Raw genomic sequence first — 13,924 nt, 5'->3', positions numbered from 1 at the left:
CGCTCAGCGCTGACCGAGCGCCGCCACCTGGCGGGCGCGGGCCGCCTCGCGCTGCTGGTTCACGCTGTGCCAGAAGGCCGGGATCACCAGGCTGCCGACCGCGGCGAGAATGATCAGGCTCTTGGTCATCTCGTCGAAGGGACCGCCCGCCCAGTCGAGCGCCACGATGGCGTAGGCGACCAGCACGTGGAAGGCATAGACCTGCAGTGAATGTTGACCGAGGAAGACGAAGAACGGCCGGCGGAAGGCATAATGCAGGGTCCGCGATATCAAGGCGACCGGCGCGGGCAGACCTTCCTCGGCGGCGTTGCGGAGCAGCCAGGCCGTGACATAGGCGATGGCGGCGAAATTGACGACATAGACGAGACTCAGGTCCTCGCGCCGCAGCAGGCGATAGAACTGGTCGCCGGTCGGCGTCCCGCCGAGGTCGCCAAGGCCGTGGACAACGCGGTAGCCGGCGAAGACCGTGACCAGAAGGCCGGCGATGATCGCGAGATCGGCGCGCCGCCGGTCGAGAAGGCTCGCGACATCAAGCCGGCCGCATTTCACCGCCGCGCCGAGGACGACGCCGCAGACGAACAGGAACTGCCAGCCCAGCGGGTTGAAATAGGACCGGATGGTGCCGTTGGAATCGGCCGCCGCCACCAGCCGGCCCAAGGCATCGACCGCCGGCAAGTGCAGGCCCATCTGGGTCATCATCCAGAGGGCGAAACTGGCGGCGAGGGCCGCGAGGCCATGCCCCGCCACCGTCGCCCGGACGATGAAGGGGGCGACGGCGAGATAGAGCATGTATTGCGGCAGGATATCGAGATAGGCCGGCTGATACAGCAGGCTGACCGCCGCCGCGATGTGATCGAGCGGCGCTTCCGCCAATCTGCCCAGCTGCCAGCCCCAGATCTGCGCTCCATCCGGCAGCAGATAGGCCGCGCCGACGACGATGAACAGCGTGACCAGCAACAGGCGATATAATTCTCCCACCCGGGTGAAGGCCTTGCCGGTCAGTGCCCTGGGGCCCTGTTTCATCAGGATGCGGGCATAGGTCAGGCCGATGACGAGACCCGACAGGAAGACGAAGCCCTGGGCGTCCTCGACGAAGGAAAATTCACCGTGATGCAGGCGCAGCAGCAGGGCCTCGTCCTGGAATTTCAGGTGGCTGGACATCATCAGGACGAGGAAATAGCCCCGCAGACCATCGATCACGGCGATGCGATTGGGGCCTGCGGACATGGAGACACTCCTCGGACATCAAGCTGTCACAAAGCCTGAAATGCCGTGGATCGCATCCTTGTTCCAGAAGATTCAGAACCGGATGGCGGAAACCATTTCCGTCATGCACCAGCCGGCGAACCAGGTCAGCGCCCGCGCCGGATCGGCGTCGCCAAGCGCCACGCCGAAGCGGGACCCGTCGCGCAGCCGCGCGAGGAGATCGTCCTCCCCCGGCTGCAGCGGGCGATATTGCGGCTCCAGCCCCAGGCGCCAGACGGCGAGGGGCAGGGGCGCCGCCAGCCGTGCGGGGGGCGCGAGGGACTCGCCCGCCTTGGCCAGGGGCCAGAGTTCATGCACCGGGTGGTGGAGCGTCAGCACCGAAAGCCCGGGCTGGAAGTCCACCCGCAAGCCCTCCCATTCCTCGCCCGAGAGAGCGGCCAGCGCGCCGACCTCGACTCTCTCCCCGGGGGCGGCGTCGAAGGCAAGGCCCAGCGCCCATTCGAAGGCCGCCATGTCGGCCGCGACCGTGTCGCCAGCGGCGACCAGATCCCCGGCCAGCAAGCGGCCCAGCCAACGAACGGAAGGCTCTGTCGAAGGATGCCGTCCGACATAGGCGCGCGCGGCTTTCGCGAAGGCATCCGCCCCCATCAGCCCGCGCGTGCCGGGAAATTCCGCCTCCAGCACCTCCACGAGACGGGCGCCATAGGCGTGGCGATAGACCCCGGCGAGGGTGGTTCGATCGGCGTGGGGGGCGTCACCGATCAGGGCCTCGATCCGGCCGGGCGCGCGGCCCAGCAGATCGTCGGCGATCGTCCGCTGCAATTGGGCGAGGGCGCTCATGCCGACATCCTGACGAGGGCCGGGGCGAGAGGGGCGGCGATAGCGCGCAGGCGATCGAGTTCGCTCAGAAGTTCGGGCAGGGGCGGAATATCGGCGTCGCGTTCGATCATGGTCGGGACCGGGCCGAAGCGGCGGATCGCCTCGGCATAGAGGGCGAAGACCTCTTCGGCGATCGGCGCGTCGTGGGTGTCGATGATATGGCTGCCCATGTGGCTGTGGCCGGCCATGTGGATCTGGCGGATGGCGTGGCGCGGCAGGGCATCGAGGAAGCCGAGGGCGTCGAACCCGTGATTGAAGGCGCTGACATGGACATTGTTCACGTCGAGCAGCAATTCGCAGCCGCTGCGCGCGACCAGCGCCGCCAGGAATTCCGCTTCCGACAGGTCGGAGACGGCGAAATTCATGTAGCTCGAGACATTCTCGATCACCAGCGGGCGGCGCAGGCGGTCCTGCACGCGGCCGATGCGATCGGCGACATGGGCCAGCGCCTCGTCGGTATAGGGCAGGGGCAGCAGGTCGTGGAGATTGACGCCCTCGACGCCGGTCCAGCACAGGTGATCGGAAATCCAGGCCGGCTCCACCCGCTCGGCCAGCGCCGCGAGGTCGTCGAGATAGCGCTCGTTCAGGGGATCGGTGCCGCCGATCGACAGCGAGACGCCATGCATGACCATCGGGTAGCGGGCACGCAGCCGGTCGAGCCACCACAAGGGCCGGCCGCCGCCGACCATGAAATTCTCGGAAATGATCTCCAGCCAGTCGACGGCGACGCCGTCCCGGTCGAGATCGAGATAATGCTCGGCGCGCATCCCGAGGCCGAAACCCTGTACCATCGCCGCTCCCACAAGAAAACGGGGCCGGGTGAGGCCGGCCCCGTGTCGTGTCTGTCGTGTCTGTCGGATCAGCCGACCTTGCCGCCAGCCGCTTCGCAGGCCGCCGCATCCGGGGTCACGGTGAAGCCCTGGCCCTTGCAGGCGTTCTGGCCCTTGCAGGCATTGGTCGCGGTCTTGCAGGCGCTGGTGCCCTTGCAGGCATTGGCGCCCATGCAGTGGACGCCTTCCGAGGCCGAAGCCGCGATCGGCGACAGCATCATCGCGCCGGCCGAGAAAAGCGTGGCCGCGGCGGCGGCGAGCGTGAAACCGGTCTTGTTCATGTCATCCCCCTGGATCATCCAGTGTTCGGTTGCATCATTCTCCGCCGCAGGGTCATCTGGGCGGCGGGAGCCTGCCTTGCCGGCCGGTCTCACAGGGTAGTTCGGCGCGACTTCGCCGAAGTTACAGAAAGTCCGGGCCATGAATCCCGAATACCGGTCCTTTGCGCATGAGCGCGCATTCGCCGCCCTCGTGCTGTTCGCGGGGATCCTCGGCAGTGGCCTGCTGGCCGCCCATCTCGGACAGGACGCCGGCTGGGACCTGCGCAATTACCATTGGTATGTGCCTCATGCCCTGATCGGGGGGCGCCTCGGCTTCGATATCCTGCCATCCTTCATGGGGCCGACCTTCCACAATCCGGCGATCGACCTGCCGTTCTGGTTCGCCGTCCATCTGCTGGGACCGGAAGGGGCGACGATCGTTCTTGGCGCGGTGCAGGGGCTGAACATCCTGCCGCTTTATCTCATCGCGCGGCGCGTCCTGCCGGCGCTGCCAACGCCCGCCGCCGCGCTGCTGGCGCTGGCCGGCATTGCGGGGGCGATGAACATCGGCCTTCTGGGCGCGACGGCGGGGGACAATCTTCTGTCCCTTTTCGTTCTCTGCGCGATCGCCGCCCTGCTGTCTGGGCCCCGGGGGCTGTGGCTGGCGGGGCTGGTCGCCGGGGCCGGCTTCGGGCTGAAGCCCGTGCTCGCCCCCTTCATCGTCGGCCTCGCGCTGACCGTGATCGCCTGCGAATTGTTCAGGGCGGGGGGCTTTCTCCGGGTCGCGCTCTTCGCCCTGTGCGGCCTCGCCGGCACGCTGCTGACCGGCGGCTGGTGGATGGCGACCCTCTGGGTTCATTTCGGCAATCCGCTGATGCCCTATTTCAACGATATCTTCGGCTCGGCCTATGTCCCGGCGCGGACCTACAGCGATCCGGGCTTCACCATCGGTCTGCCCTGGCCGCGCATCCAGTTGCCCTTCCTCGCCGGGATCGTCGATCATGTCGCGGCCGAGGCGGTCTTTACCGATCTTCGCCTGCCGGCGGCCTATCTGGGGGCGATCGGGCTTTTCCTGGCCGCCGTCTTCGGCCGCCTGCGGGGTCCGGGTCTTCGCCTTGCCCTCGTCACCCTGCTGACCCTCATGGTCTGGTCGGTGGTTTTCGCCATCTACCGTTATGTTCTCGCCTTCGAGATGCTGGGGCCCTTGCTGATCGCGGCGGCGCTGATGGTCTGGATCGGCCGGCGCGGCCCGGCCCTTGTCGCGGGGGCGCTGGCCGTCGCCGTCATTCTTGCCGCGACCCGCCCGCCCGAGACGGAACGGGTCGCCTTCGCCGCCGACCTGACGGCGGTCGAGGTCCCGGCGATCGAGGACCCGGCCCATGTGGTCATCCTGATGGCCGGTCTGACCCCGGCGGCCTTCCTGATCCCGTCCTTTCCGGCGGATATCCGTTTCCTGCGCTTCGACGGCTACTGGATCGATCCGGACCAGACCGAGGCGCTCTATGCGCGGGAAATCCGCCGGGTGCTGGACGATCCCGCCGTCCGTCCGCTGATCCTGTTCAATCCCGAGGAGCGCGAACGGGTGGTGCCGGCCCTCGCGACCCTGCGGCCCGGCCTTGCTCTCGGGCCATGCCGCCCCGTGCCTCATCGTTTCGAGCATCCGGGAACGAATGGCGGCCGCTTCGTGTTATGTGACGTTGAAGGCTGAAGGCCAGGGCCCGCGAGGGCCGGAAGGATATCGACATGGACTGGACTGCGGGTGCCGGGCGCGAGATTGCCGTCATCGTTCCCTGCCTGAACGAGGAAGCGGCGATCGCCCGGGTGGTGAAGGATTTCCACGCCGTGCTGCCGGGCGCGACGGTCTATGTCTATGACAACATGTCGACCGACCGGACGATGGAGGTGGCGCGCGCCGCCGGTGCCGTGGTCCGCCAGGTCAGCCATCGCGGCAAGGGCAATGTCGTGCGCCGCATGTTCTCGGATGTCGATGCCGACATCTACATCATGGTCGATGGCGACGGCACTTATGACGCCGGTGCCGCCCCCGCCATGGTGCGCCGCCTCGTCGATGAAAATCTGGACATGGTCGTCGGCACCCGCGTCGACGACGACCCGGAGGCTTACCGGGCGGGCCACCGTTTCGGCAACTGGCTGCTGACCACGCTGGTCACCCGCCTGTTCGGCCGTACCTTCACCGACATGCTGACCGGCTATCGCGTCTTCTCGCGCCGTTTCGTGAAGGCTTTCCCCTCGCTCTCCGGCGGTTTCGAGATCGAGACGGAGATCACCGTCCACACCCTGGAACTCCGCCTCGCCACCGCCGAGATGCCGACCCATTACAGCGCCCGGGTCGAGGGCAGCCAGTCCAAGCTGTCGACCTATCGCGACGGTTTCCGCATCCTGAAGCTGATCCTGCGGCTTCTGATGCTGGAAAAGCCGCTGGCCCTGTTCGGCGGTTTCGCCGGTATCTTTCTGCTCGCCTCCATCGGCTTCTTCATTCCGGTCCTCGTCGATTACATCTCGACCGGTCTGGTGCCGCGTTTCCCGACCCTGATCGTCTCCGTCGGCCTGCTGACCCTCGCCGTGCTGTCGCTCATGACCGGCATCATCCAGGACAATGTCACCCGCGGCCGGCAGGAATTGAAACGCCTGTTCTATCTCGCGGCGGGCGAGCGGGCGGATGCGCGGGTCTCTGTCGCCAGCACGGAAGGCACGCGTCTCGCCGCCCGCGGCTGAGACTTGTGAAGACAAGGGCTGACGCCGGCCATCCGTTCCCTTTAGGATGCGCCCCGCATTCTATTGGGTAAGAAGATGGCCGAACCACTGGATCTGCTCGACGACTTGCTGGGTCGGGCCCGCCGCGCTGGCGCCGATGCCGCCGACGCGCTCTATTTCGAGGCGATTTCCCTCGGTGCCTCCTGGCGACTCGGAAAGCTCGAGGAGTTGGAGCGATCGGAGACCCGGGACCTCGGCCTTCGCGTCTTCGTCGGCCAGTCGCAGGCCATCGTCTCGTCGAGCGAGATCGATTCGGTCGCGCTCGATCGCCTGGTGGAGCGGGCGGTGGGCATGGCCAAAGTCGCTCCGCCCGACCGTTTCGCCGGTCTCGCCGATCCCGCGCTGCTGGAGCGCGACCCGCCCGACCTCGACATGTTCGATCCCGAAGAGCCGGACCCGCAAGTCCTGTTCGACCGCGCCGCCAAGGCCGAGGTCGCGGCCCTGGCCGTGCCGGGCGTGACCAATTCCGAAGGGGCGAGTTCCAGCTGGGGCGCCAACCGGGTCGGCATGGCGACGAGCGGCGGCTTCGCCGGTGAATACCGCAATTCCATGCATTCCGTCTCGGTCTCGGTCCTCGCCGGCACGGGCACGGGGATGGAGCGGGACTATGATTACGCCGCCACCCGTTTCGCGGCGGATCTCGACGATCCCGAGGCGATCGGCCGCCACGCGGGCGAAAAGACCGTGCGCCGGCTCAATCCGCGCAAGGTGAAGACGGCGCGGGTGCCGGTCGTGTTCGATCCGCGCATCTCCTCGTCGCTGATCGGCCATCTGCTGGGCGCCATCAATGGCGCGGCGATCACGCGCGGCACCTCCTTCCTGAAGGACCGCATGGGCGAGCAGATCTTCGCCCCCGGGATCGAGATCATCGACGACCCGTCGCGCCGCCGGGGCCTGCGCTCCCGCCCGTTCGACGGCGAAGGCGTGCGGGTCTCCCTGCACAAGCTGATCGACGACGGCCGCCTGACCACCTGGCTGCTCGACAGCGCCTCGGCCCGCCAGCTCGGCCTCGTCACCACGGGCCATGCCGCGCGCGGCACCTCCGGCCCGCCGAGCCCGAGCGCCAGCAATGTCCACATGACCCCCGGCGTGCTTTCCCCGGCCGAGCTGATCTCCGATATCGACAGCGGCTTCTATGTCACCGAACTGATCGGCTCGGGCGTCAACGGCATCACCGGCGATTACAGCCGGGGTGCCGCCGGCTACTGGATCGAGAAGGGCGAAATCCTCTATCCGGTCAGCGAGCTGACCATCGCCGGCAATCTGAAGGACATGTTCCCCCGCCTGACCCCGGCCAACGACCTCACCTTCCGCTTCGGCACCAATGCGCCGACGCTGCGGGTCGAAGGCATGACCGTCGCCGGCACATGAGCGATAGCGACCTCTCCCTCCTGATCGATGCCGCGAGGGCGGCGGGGGCGCTCGCCCTCGACTATCAGAACAGGGGCTATGACATCAGGGAAAAGCCCGGCCAGGGTCCGGTGACCGACGCCGACCTGGCGGTCGACGCCCTGCTGCGCCAGACGCTGGCCAGGGCGCGGCCCGGTTACGGCTGGCTGTCGGAAGAAAGCATCGACGATCCCGCCCGCCTGAAGGCGGCGCGGCTTTTCGTCGTCGACCCGATCGACGGCACGCGGGCCTTCATCAAGAAGCGGCCCTTCTATGCCGTCTCCGTCGCCGTCGTCGAAGGCGGGCGGCCCCTGGCCGGCGTCGTCTTCAACCCGGCGACCGGCGAATTGTTCGACGCCGCCGCGGGGCAGGGGGCAAGGCTGAACGGCGATGCGATCAAGGTCAGCGACCGGGACGCGATCGAAGGCGCCCGGCTGGTCGGCCCGGCCGACATGTTCCGTTCCCGCTTCTGGCCGACACCCTGGCCCGCGATCGAGATCGGCCCGTCCAGTTCGATCGCCTATGCCCTGTGCCAGGTGGCCGGCGGTCTCAGCCACGGCTCGGTCAGCCTGACCGGCAAGAGCGACTGGGACATCGCCGCCGCCGACCTGATCGTGCGCGAGGCCGGCGGCATCGCCAGCACCCATCAGGGCGAAGGCTTCGTCTACAACCGCCCCTCGACGCGGCACCGCAACGTGATCTCGGCCGGGCCACGGCTTCATGACGCGCTGCTGGCGAAACTGACCGAATTCAATCCGCCGCCCGATGTCGCCCGCACCATGATGGGCTGATGTCACGGATCGCCGTCTCCATCCGTCTAAGGGAGACAAGGAGATGGTGATGGACAGCGACAGGCGGAAACGGACGGATCCTCGCGAACTTGCTGCCGTGTTCGAGGCCGAGCGCCCGCGCCTGACGCGGCTGGCCTATCGCATGACCGGGATCATGGCCGAGGCGCAGGATCTCGTGCAGGAAACCTATATCCGGCTGCACGGGCAAGGCGGTGAATTGCGTCAGCCGGCGGCCTGGCTGACCACCACGCTCACGCGGCTGGCCATCGATCACCTGCGCGCGGCCAAGCTGCGCCGGGCCGATTATACCGGCCCCTGGCTACCGGAGCCGGACCGGGCGGAAGTGGTCGAGATCGGCGACGATGGCCGCGGGGCGGAACGGGTGGAACTGGCCGACGATCTGTCGCTGGCCTTCATGCTGGTGCTGGAAAACCTGCCCCCGGCGGAGCGGGCGGCCTTCCTTCTTCATGATGCCTTCGGCCACGATCACGCCGCCGTCGCCGCCATCCTGGGCAAGAGCGAGGCGGCGGTGCGCCAGCTGGTCAGCCGGGGCCGGGCGCGGCTTCAGGCGGCGCGGCCCGGCATTCATGTCCCGAAGGCGCGGCGCGACGCGGTCGCCCATCGCTTCATCGATGCGCTGATCGCCGGCGATGGCGAGGGGCTTGCCGCCAATCTTCAGGCCGAGGCCGTGCTGCTGTCCGACGGCGGTGGCAAGCGCAAGGCCGCGCTCAACCCCATTCGCGGCGCCGACCGTATCCTGCGCTTCTTCGCCGGCATCGCGCGGAAACAGGCGCGGCCCTGGCAATTCCGCCGCCTGCTGGTCAATGGCGACCCCGGGCTCGCCGCGCTCGACGAGGACGGTCTTCGCTTCGTGATGGTACCCACGGTCAAAGGCGACGGCGTGGGTGAGATTCTGATGATCGCCAATCCGGACAAGCTGGCGGCGGTCGCCGCCGCGCTCACTCCCGGCCCAGAATCCGGTCGACGATGAGATTGCCGATCAGCCCGGCGTGGAAATCCTGCTTCATCTTCTTCGGGTCATAGACCGTGTCGACCCAGGTCCAGAAGTCGATGCCGGTCGCATCGCGGGCGGCGATGTAATCGTCGAAGAACTGGTCGAGCACGCCGGTCTTGCCCTGGCGGATATGACCATAGCGCAGCGAGAGCTGGCGCTTCGCCTCCTCGGGATTCAGGCCTTCGTGAATGAGGAGGAACAGGGCCGAGGTGATGCCGGCGCGGTCCGCGCCCGACTTGCAGTGAACGAGGGCCGGGTATTCGATGCTCTCGAACAGGTTCTTCAACTCGTGCAGGCGTTTGGCCGATGGCGGCTCGCGCGAGGTCATGACGAAATCGACCAGGCGGATGCCGGCCTCTTCCGCCGCGTCCTTCTCGAACAGATAGGTCGCGCAGTCGCGGGGGCCGCGTAGGTTGACGATGGTGCGCACGCCCTGTCGGCCGAGGCCGCGCACCTGCCATGACGTCGGCTGCGCGCCGCGCCACAGTTTGTCGTTCACCTTCCGCTTGTTCCAGAACAGCAGGCGGAAAATGCCGTGGTCGATGAACAGCACCTCGAGCCAGCCGGCCAGCCGGCGCCAGGGCGTATCCGCATCGCCGCGCAGGCGGCGGAACTGGTCCCCGGCCTTGCGGGTCTGGCGCTTGAACAAACTCGTTCCTTCTCTCTCTGGCCCGCCCCATATAGCGAGGGCGGGCACCCCCGGCAAGGCCGGGGCCGCCGGGTTTTGCGCCGGAGGGCAGACGTGATAGCGTGCCGCTCCGCAATAGCGAGTTCAGATTTGACCACCGAGACTTCAACGCCTGCCGCCGAGCCCGCCCCGACATCCACCATCCGCCGCCTGCTGAAGGGCGCGGTCAGGCCCCATGCGCGGCGTCTTGTCCTTGCCGGCGTGATGATGGCGATCGTCGCCGGCATGACGGCGACCCTCGCCTATCTGCTCGATCCGGCGATCAACGAGATTTTCGTCAACCGCAACCAGACCGCGCTCTGGGCGGTGCCGGCGGCGGTCGTCGCCTCGGCCATCGTCAAGTCCATCGCCGACTATATCCAGAGCGTGCAGATGTCCTATGTCGGCCAGCGCATCGTCGCCGACACCCAGCTCAATCTGTTCGACAGTTTCATGCGGGCCGATCTCGCCTGGATCCACGACATTCACTCGGGTCGGCTGCTCTCGGCCTTTCTCTATGACGCGGGGCTCCTGTCCGACGCCGTGTCCAAGGGCGTGGTCGGGATTCTGCGCGACGCGGTGACCGTCGTCATGCTGGTCGGCGTGATGTATTACCAGAACTGGCGACTCGCCATTGTCGCCTCGGTCGGCTTTCCCGTCGCCGCCTACATCATGCGCCGCCTCGGCCGCAAGACGCGGAAGGTCTCGACCAGGGCGCAGGCCGAGACCGGCACCCTGTCCTCCCTCCTGACCGAGCGTTTCGACGGCACCCGCCTCGTCAAGGCCTATGGCCGCGAGGCGGACGAACTGGCGACGGTCAGCGCCTCGGTCGAGCGTCGCCTCGGCCATCTGATGCGCGGCGTGCGCACCAAGGCGGCGACCGTGCCGCTGAACGACGCGGTGGGTGCGGTCGCCATCGCCGCCGCCATTCTCTATGCCGGCCTGCAGGCGCAAAGCTCGGAAATGAGCTTCGGCGGTTTCACCAGCTTCATCGCCGCCATGATCATGGCCTATCAGCCCCTGCGCAGCCTCTCGACCCTGAACAATACCTGGCAGGAAGGTCTCGCCGCCGCCGACCGGGTCTTCGCCATGCTGGACGTGAAGCCCAAGGTCGCCGATGCGCCGGGTGCGCCCGAGATCGCGGCCGAACGGGGCGAGGTCACCTTCGAGGATGTCCGCTTCGCCTATAACGACGGCACGCCCGCGCTGAAGGGCATTTCCTTCACCGTGCCGGCGGGCAAGACCGTGGCGCTGGTCGGCCCCTCGGGCGGAGGCAAGTCGACGACCATCAACCTCATTCCCCGCTTCTACGATCCGACCGGCGGCCGCATCCTGATCGACGGGCAGGATATTCGGGGCGTCACCCTCGCATCGCTGCGTCGCGCCATGGCCCTCGTCGCCCAGGAGGCGACGCTGTTCGACGATACGATCGCCAGCAACATCGCCTATGGCCGGCCCGGCGCCTCGCAGGACGAGATCGAGGCGGCGGCCCGGGCGGCGGCGGCCCATGAGTTCATCCTCGGGTTGCCCCAGGGCTATGGCACCGTGGTCGGCGAATCCGGCGTCAAACTCTCGGGCGGGCAGCGCCAGCGCATCTGCATCGCCCGGGCCTTCCTGCGCGATGCCCCGATCCTGCTGCTCGACGAGGCGACCTCGGCCCTCGACACCGAGTCGGAGCGCCTGATCCAGGCCACCCTGCGCGGCCTGATGAAGGGCCGCACCACCCTCGTCATCGCGCATCGCCTGTCGACCATCGTCGACGCCGACTGCATCCATGTGGTCGAGGGCGGCCGCATCGCCGAAAGCGGCAGCCACGACGACCTCATCGCGAAGGGCGGGCTCTATGCACGGCTCTATGCCCAAGCCGAAGCGGAATAGGCGCAAGAAGCGCCCGTCGCTGGGCCGGCGCCTCGGGCGCTCGGCCTTCGTGATGCGCCTGGCCGCCTGGGCTATCGGCAGCTATATCGGCTTCGTGCGCCTCACCAGTCGCTTCGAGGAGGATGGCCCGGGCCTGTCCCGCCTGCTGGAGAGCTGGAACGGTGGCGCGCCCATGATCATGGCCTTCTGGCACGGCCGGCTGCTGATGATGGCGCGCTTTCGGAAAGGCCCGTCGCTCCGCCGCATCCATGTCCTCATCTCGAATCATGCCGATGGCGAGATCATCGCCCGCTCGATCGAGGGCCTCGGCATGTCCACGGTGCGCGGCTCCTCCCGCAAGGGCGGTTATGCCGCCATGCGCGAGTTGCATCAGGTGATCGAATCGGGTGGCCATGCCGCCTTCACACCCGACGGGCCCAGCGGGCCGTGCATGCACGCCAAGGGCGGCACCATCGCGGCGGCCTCCATGGGCGGCATTCCGGTCTTTCCCGTCACTTTCTCGGCCCGGCGCGGCCCCGTGCTGAACAGCTGGGATCGCTTCCTGCTGGCGACGCCGTTCAACCGCGGCCTCTATCTGGTGGGCGAGCCCTTCACCGTGCCGGCCGAGCTCGACGAAGCCGCGTTCGAGCAGTGGCGGTGCCGGCTGGAAGACGACCTGAACACACTGACCCATGAAGCCGACCGCCGCATGGGCCGCCCCCGGGTCGAGCCGCCGCCTCCCAAGGTTCGGGGCGCGAGGCGATGATGACCCCCGGGCTCTACCGGCTGCTCACCTGGCTGGCGACGCCGCTGGTCGGCCTGCTGCTGGAGCGCCGCCGTCGTCGGGGCAAGGAAGACGCCGCCCGCCTGAACGAGCGCCTGGGCCTGCCCGGGCGCCCGCGTCCCGAGGGGCGCCTGCTGTGGATTCACGGCGCAAGCGTCGGCGAGGCGCAGTCGGTGCTGGGCCTCATCCGCCGGCTGGTCGAGACGCCGGGTCTTTCGGTCATGCTGACGACGGGGACCGTCACCTCGGCCGGGCTGATGGCCGGGCGCCTGCCCGCCGGGGCCTTCCACCAGTTCGTGCCGGTCGATCATCCCGCCGCCGTCCGCCGTTTCCTCGACCATTGGCGGCCCGATGCCGCGCTCTGGGTCGAGAGCGAACTGTGGCCCAATCTCGTGCTCGATACCGCGCGGCGGGGCATCGCCATGGCCCTCGTCAATGGCCGCATGTCCGAGGCGAGTTTCACCGGCTGGCGCAAGCGGCCGGGGCTGATCCGTCCGCTGATGGCGGCTTTTCGCTTCATCGCCGCCCAGAGCGCGGCCGATGGCGAGCGCTTTCGCGCCCTGGGCGCGGCCGATGTCCGTCTCCTCGGCAATCTGAAGTTCGACGCGCCCGCCCTTGGCGCCGATGCCGCCGCCCTCGCCACCCTCGCGGCCCAGGCGGGGGAGCGGCCACGCTGGCTCTTCGCCTCGACCCACAAGGGGGAGGAAGCCCTGGCCGGCCGGGTCCATGCCGCGCTGAAGCCGCGCTGGCCCGATCTTCTCACCCTGATCGTGCCCCGCCATCCCGAAAGGGGCGAGGATATCGCCGCCGAACTGGTGGCCCAGGGTCTCGTGGTCGCGCGGCGGCGGGCGGGCGATCCGATCACCGCCGCCACCGATATCTATGTCGCCGATACGATGGGCGAGATGGGCCTGTTCTATCGCCTGTCGCCGCTCGCGGTGATGGGCGGCAGCCTCGTGCCCCATGGCGGCCAGAACCCGCTGGAGCCGGCGCGGCTCGGCTGCGCCCTGATCACCGGGCCGCATATGAGCAATTTCGCCGAGGTGATGGATAATCTGCGCGAAGGCGCCGCGGTGACCGAAGTCGCCGACGAGGCGTCGCTTGCCGCGCTGCTGGGCGCGCTTCTGTCGGATCATGCCCGGGTGGCGGCGCTGGGGGCGGCGGCTACCGCCGTCGCCACCGTTGGTGACGGCGTCGTCGACCGGGTGCTGGTGGCGGTGCGGGAGCTTCTGGGGCTGGACCCGCGTGCGGGCGCCTGAGTTCTGGGCCGAGCCGGGCCGGGGGGGCTGGAAGGCGGCCGCGCTGTTGCCACTGTCCTTGCTGTGGCGGCTGGCGACGCGGCGCCGGCTGGCCCGGGGTATTGCCTTCGATCCCGGCATTCCCGTCATCTGCATCGGCAATGTGACCGCGGGCGGCACCGGCAAGACACCCTTCGCCCTGCTGGTCGCGGCACGGCTGGCCGCCCTTGGCC

Annotated in this window: 14 protein-coding genes; 9 read left to right on the top strand and 5 right to left on the bottom strand. The window is 68.3% G+C overall.

Features of this window, described 5'->3' with window-relative positions; genetic code table 11:
* Nucleotides 1–3: 3 nt before the first annotated feature.
* From WAZ62_RS17335 to WAZ62_RS17320, 4 genes are all read right to left on the bottom strand, one after another.
* Nucleotides 4–1,227, bottom strand: coding sequence for an OpgC family protein (locus WAZ62_RS17335; protein WP_422644791.1), 1,224 nt, complete (start codon nt 1,225–1,227; stop codon nt 4–6).
* A 72-nt stretch (nt 1,228–1,299) separates the two neighbouring features.
* Nucleotides 1,300–2,046, bottom strand: coding sequence for a putative DNA-binding domain-containing protein (locus WAZ62_RS17330; RefSeq protein WP_422644790.1), 747 nt, complete (start codon nt 2,044–2,046; stop codon nt 1,300–1,302).
* The gene (locus tag WAZ62_RS17325) at nt 2,043–2,876 is read right to left on the bottom strand and encodes a DUF692 domain-containing protein (RefSeq protein WP_422644789.1); all 834 of its coding nucleotides are present in this window, start codon (nt 2,874–2,876) and stop codon (nt 2,043–2,045) included. The genes WAZ62_RS17330 and WAZ62_RS17325 overlap by 4 nt, the downstream gene beginning before the upstream one ends.
* Before the next feature lie 68 nt (nt 2,877–2,944).
* Nucleotides 2,945–3,196 carry a hypothetical protein gene (locus WAZ62_RS17320; RefSeq protein WP_422644788.1) on the bottom strand — a complete coding sequence of 84 codons (252 nt, stop codon included), beginning with the start codon at nt 3,194–3,196 and terminating at the stop codon, nt 2,945–2,947.
* A gap of 139 nt (nt 3,197–3,335) precedes the next feature.
* On the opposite strand from WAZ62_RS17320, the gene WAZ62_RS17315 reads away from it, so the two are divergent.
* From WAZ62_RS17315 to sigJ, 5 genes are all read left to right on the top strand, one after another.
* Nucleotides 3,336–4,883: a hypothetical protein gene (locus WAZ62_RS17315; protein ID WP_422644787.1), complete on the top strand. Its 1,548-nt coding sequence runs from the start codon at nt 3,336–3,338 to the stop codon at nt 4,881–4,883.
* A 35-nt stretch (nt 4,884–4,918) separates the two neighbouring features.
* Complete coding sequence (locus tag WAZ62_RS17310; protein ID WP_422644786.1) at nt 4,919–5,911, top strand: glycosyltransferase; 993 nt, start codon at nt 4,919–4,921, stop codon at nt 5,909–5,911.
* A 75-nt stretch (nt 5,912–5,986) separates the two neighbouring features.
* The gene (locus WAZ62_RS17305; protein ID WP_422644785.1) at nt 5,987–7,321 is read left to right on the top strand and encodes a TldD/PmbA family protein; all 1,335 of its coding nucleotides are present in this window, start codon (nt 5,987–5,989) and stop codon (nt 7,319–7,321) included.
* On the top strand, nt 7,318–8,130 hold the full coding sequence (locus tag WAZ62_RS17300) for a 3'(2'),5'-bisphosphate nucleotidase CysQ (RefSeq protein ID WP_422644784.1): 813 nt from the start codon (nt 7,318–7,320) through the stop codon (nt 8,128–8,130). Before WAZ62_RS17305 ends, WAZ62_RS17300 begins: the two co-directional genes overlap by 4 nt.
* A gap of 49 nt (nt 8,131–8,179) precedes the next feature.
* Nucleotides 8,180–9,121 carry an RNA polymerase sigma factor SigJ gene (gene sigJ, locus WAZ62_RS17295; RefSeq protein WP_422644783.1) on the top strand — a complete coding sequence of 314 codons (942 nt, stop codon included), beginning with the start codon at nt 8,180–8,182 and terminating at the stop codon, nt 9,119–9,121.
* On the opposite strand, the gene WAZ62_RS17290 is transcribed toward sigJ, so the two are convergent.
* The gene (locus WAZ62_RS17290) at nt 9,090–9,794 is read right to left on the bottom strand and encodes a fused DSP-PTPase phosphatase/NAD kinase-like protein (protein WP_422644782.1); all 705 of its coding nucleotides are present in this window, start codon (nt 9,792–9,794) and stop codon (nt 9,090–9,092) included. The genes sigJ and WAZ62_RS17290 overlap by 32 nt on opposite strands.
* A 129-nt stretch (nt 9,795–9,923) precedes the next feature.
* Between WAZ62_RS17290 and WAZ62_RS17285 the strand changes: the two genes are divergently transcribed.
* From WAZ62_RS17285 to WAZ62_RS17270, 4 genes are all read left to right on the top strand, one after another.
* A complete protein-coding gene (locus WAZ62_RS17285) occupies nt 9,924–11,690 on the top strand; it encodes an ABC transporter ATP-binding protein (RefSeq protein ID WP_422644781.1) in 1,767 nt (588 codons plus the stop codon).
* The gene (locus WAZ62_RS17280; RefSeq protein ID WP_422644780.1) at nt 11,668–12,435 is read left to right on the top strand and encodes a lysophospholipid acyltransferase family protein; all 768 of its coding nucleotides are present in this window, start codon (nt 11,668–11,670) and stop codon (nt 12,433–12,435) included. Before WAZ62_RS17285 ends, WAZ62_RS17280 begins: the two co-directional genes overlap by 23 nt.
* Nucleotides 12,432–13,712: a 3-deoxy-D-manno-octulosonic acid transferase gene (locus tag WAZ62_RS17275; RefSeq protein WP_422644779.1), complete on the top strand. Its 1,281-nt coding sequence runs from the start codon at nt 12,432–12,434 to the stop codon at nt 13,710–13,712. Before WAZ62_RS17280 ends, WAZ62_RS17275 begins: the two co-directional genes overlap by 4 nt.
* The coding region (locus WAZ62_RS17270) for a tetraacyldisaccharide 4'-kinase (RefSeq protein ID WP_422644778.1) at nt 13,699–13,924 on the top strand (226 nt) is incomplete at its 3' end. The genes WAZ62_RS17275 and WAZ62_RS17270, both read left to right, overlap by 14 nt.

Source organism: Zavarzinia sp. (assembly GCF_049306435.1).
Lineage (GTDB): Bacteria > Pseudomonadota > Alphaproteobacteria > Zavarziniales > Zavarziniaceae > Zavarzinia.
Note: the sequence above shows the minus strand (reverse complement) of the source record. Positions and strands in the feature narration are given on the sequence as shown.

Excerpts from the sequence above, each read along its gene's own strand:
- WAZ62_RS17335 (WP_422644791.1), bottom strand. The coding sequence starts at position 1,227 with ATGTCCGCAGGCCCCAATCGCATCGCCGTGATCGATGGTCTGCGGGGC.
- WAZ62_RS17330 (WP_422644790.1), bottom strand. The coding sequence starts at position 2,046 with ATGAGCGCCCTCGCCCAATTGCAGCGGACGATCGCCGACGATCTGCTG.
- WAZ62_RS17325 (WP_422644789.1), bottom strand. The coding sequence starts at position 2,876 with ATGGTACAGGGTTTCGGCCTCGGGATGCGCGCCGAGCATTATCTCGAT.
- WAZ62_RS17320 (WP_422644788.1), bottom strand. The coding sequence starts at position 3,196 with ATGAACAAGACCGGTTTCACGCTCGCCGCCGCCGCGGCCACGCTTTTC.
- WAZ62_RS17315 (WP_422644787.1), top strand. The coding sequence starts at position 3,336 with ATGAATCCCGAATACCGGTCCTTTGCGCATGAGCGCGCATTCGCCGCC.
- WAZ62_RS17310 (WP_422644786.1), top strand. The coding sequence starts at position 4,919 with ATGGACTGGACTGCGGGTGCCGGGCGCGAGATTGCCGTCATCGTTCCC.
- WAZ62_RS17305 (WP_422644785.1), top strand. The coding sequence starts at position 5,987 with ATGGCCGAACCACTGGATCTGCTCGACGACTTGCTGGGTCGGGCCCGC.
- WAZ62_RS17300 (WP_422644784.1), top strand. The coding sequence starts at position 7,318 with ATGAGCGATAGCGACCTCTCCCTCCTGATCGATGCCGCGAGGGCGGCG.
- sigJ (WP_422644783.1), top strand. The coding sequence starts at position 8,180 with ATGGACAGCGACAGGCGGAAACGGACGGATCCTCGCGAACTTGCTGCC.
- WAZ62_RS17280 (WP_422644780.1), top strand. The coding sequence starts at position 11,668 with ATGCCCAAGCCGAAGCGGAATAGGCGCAAGAAGCGCCCGTCGCTGGGC.
- WAZ62_RS17275 (WP_422644779.1), top strand. The coding sequence starts at position 12,432 with ATGATGACCCCCGGGCTCTACCGGCTGCTCACCTGGCTGGCGACGCCG.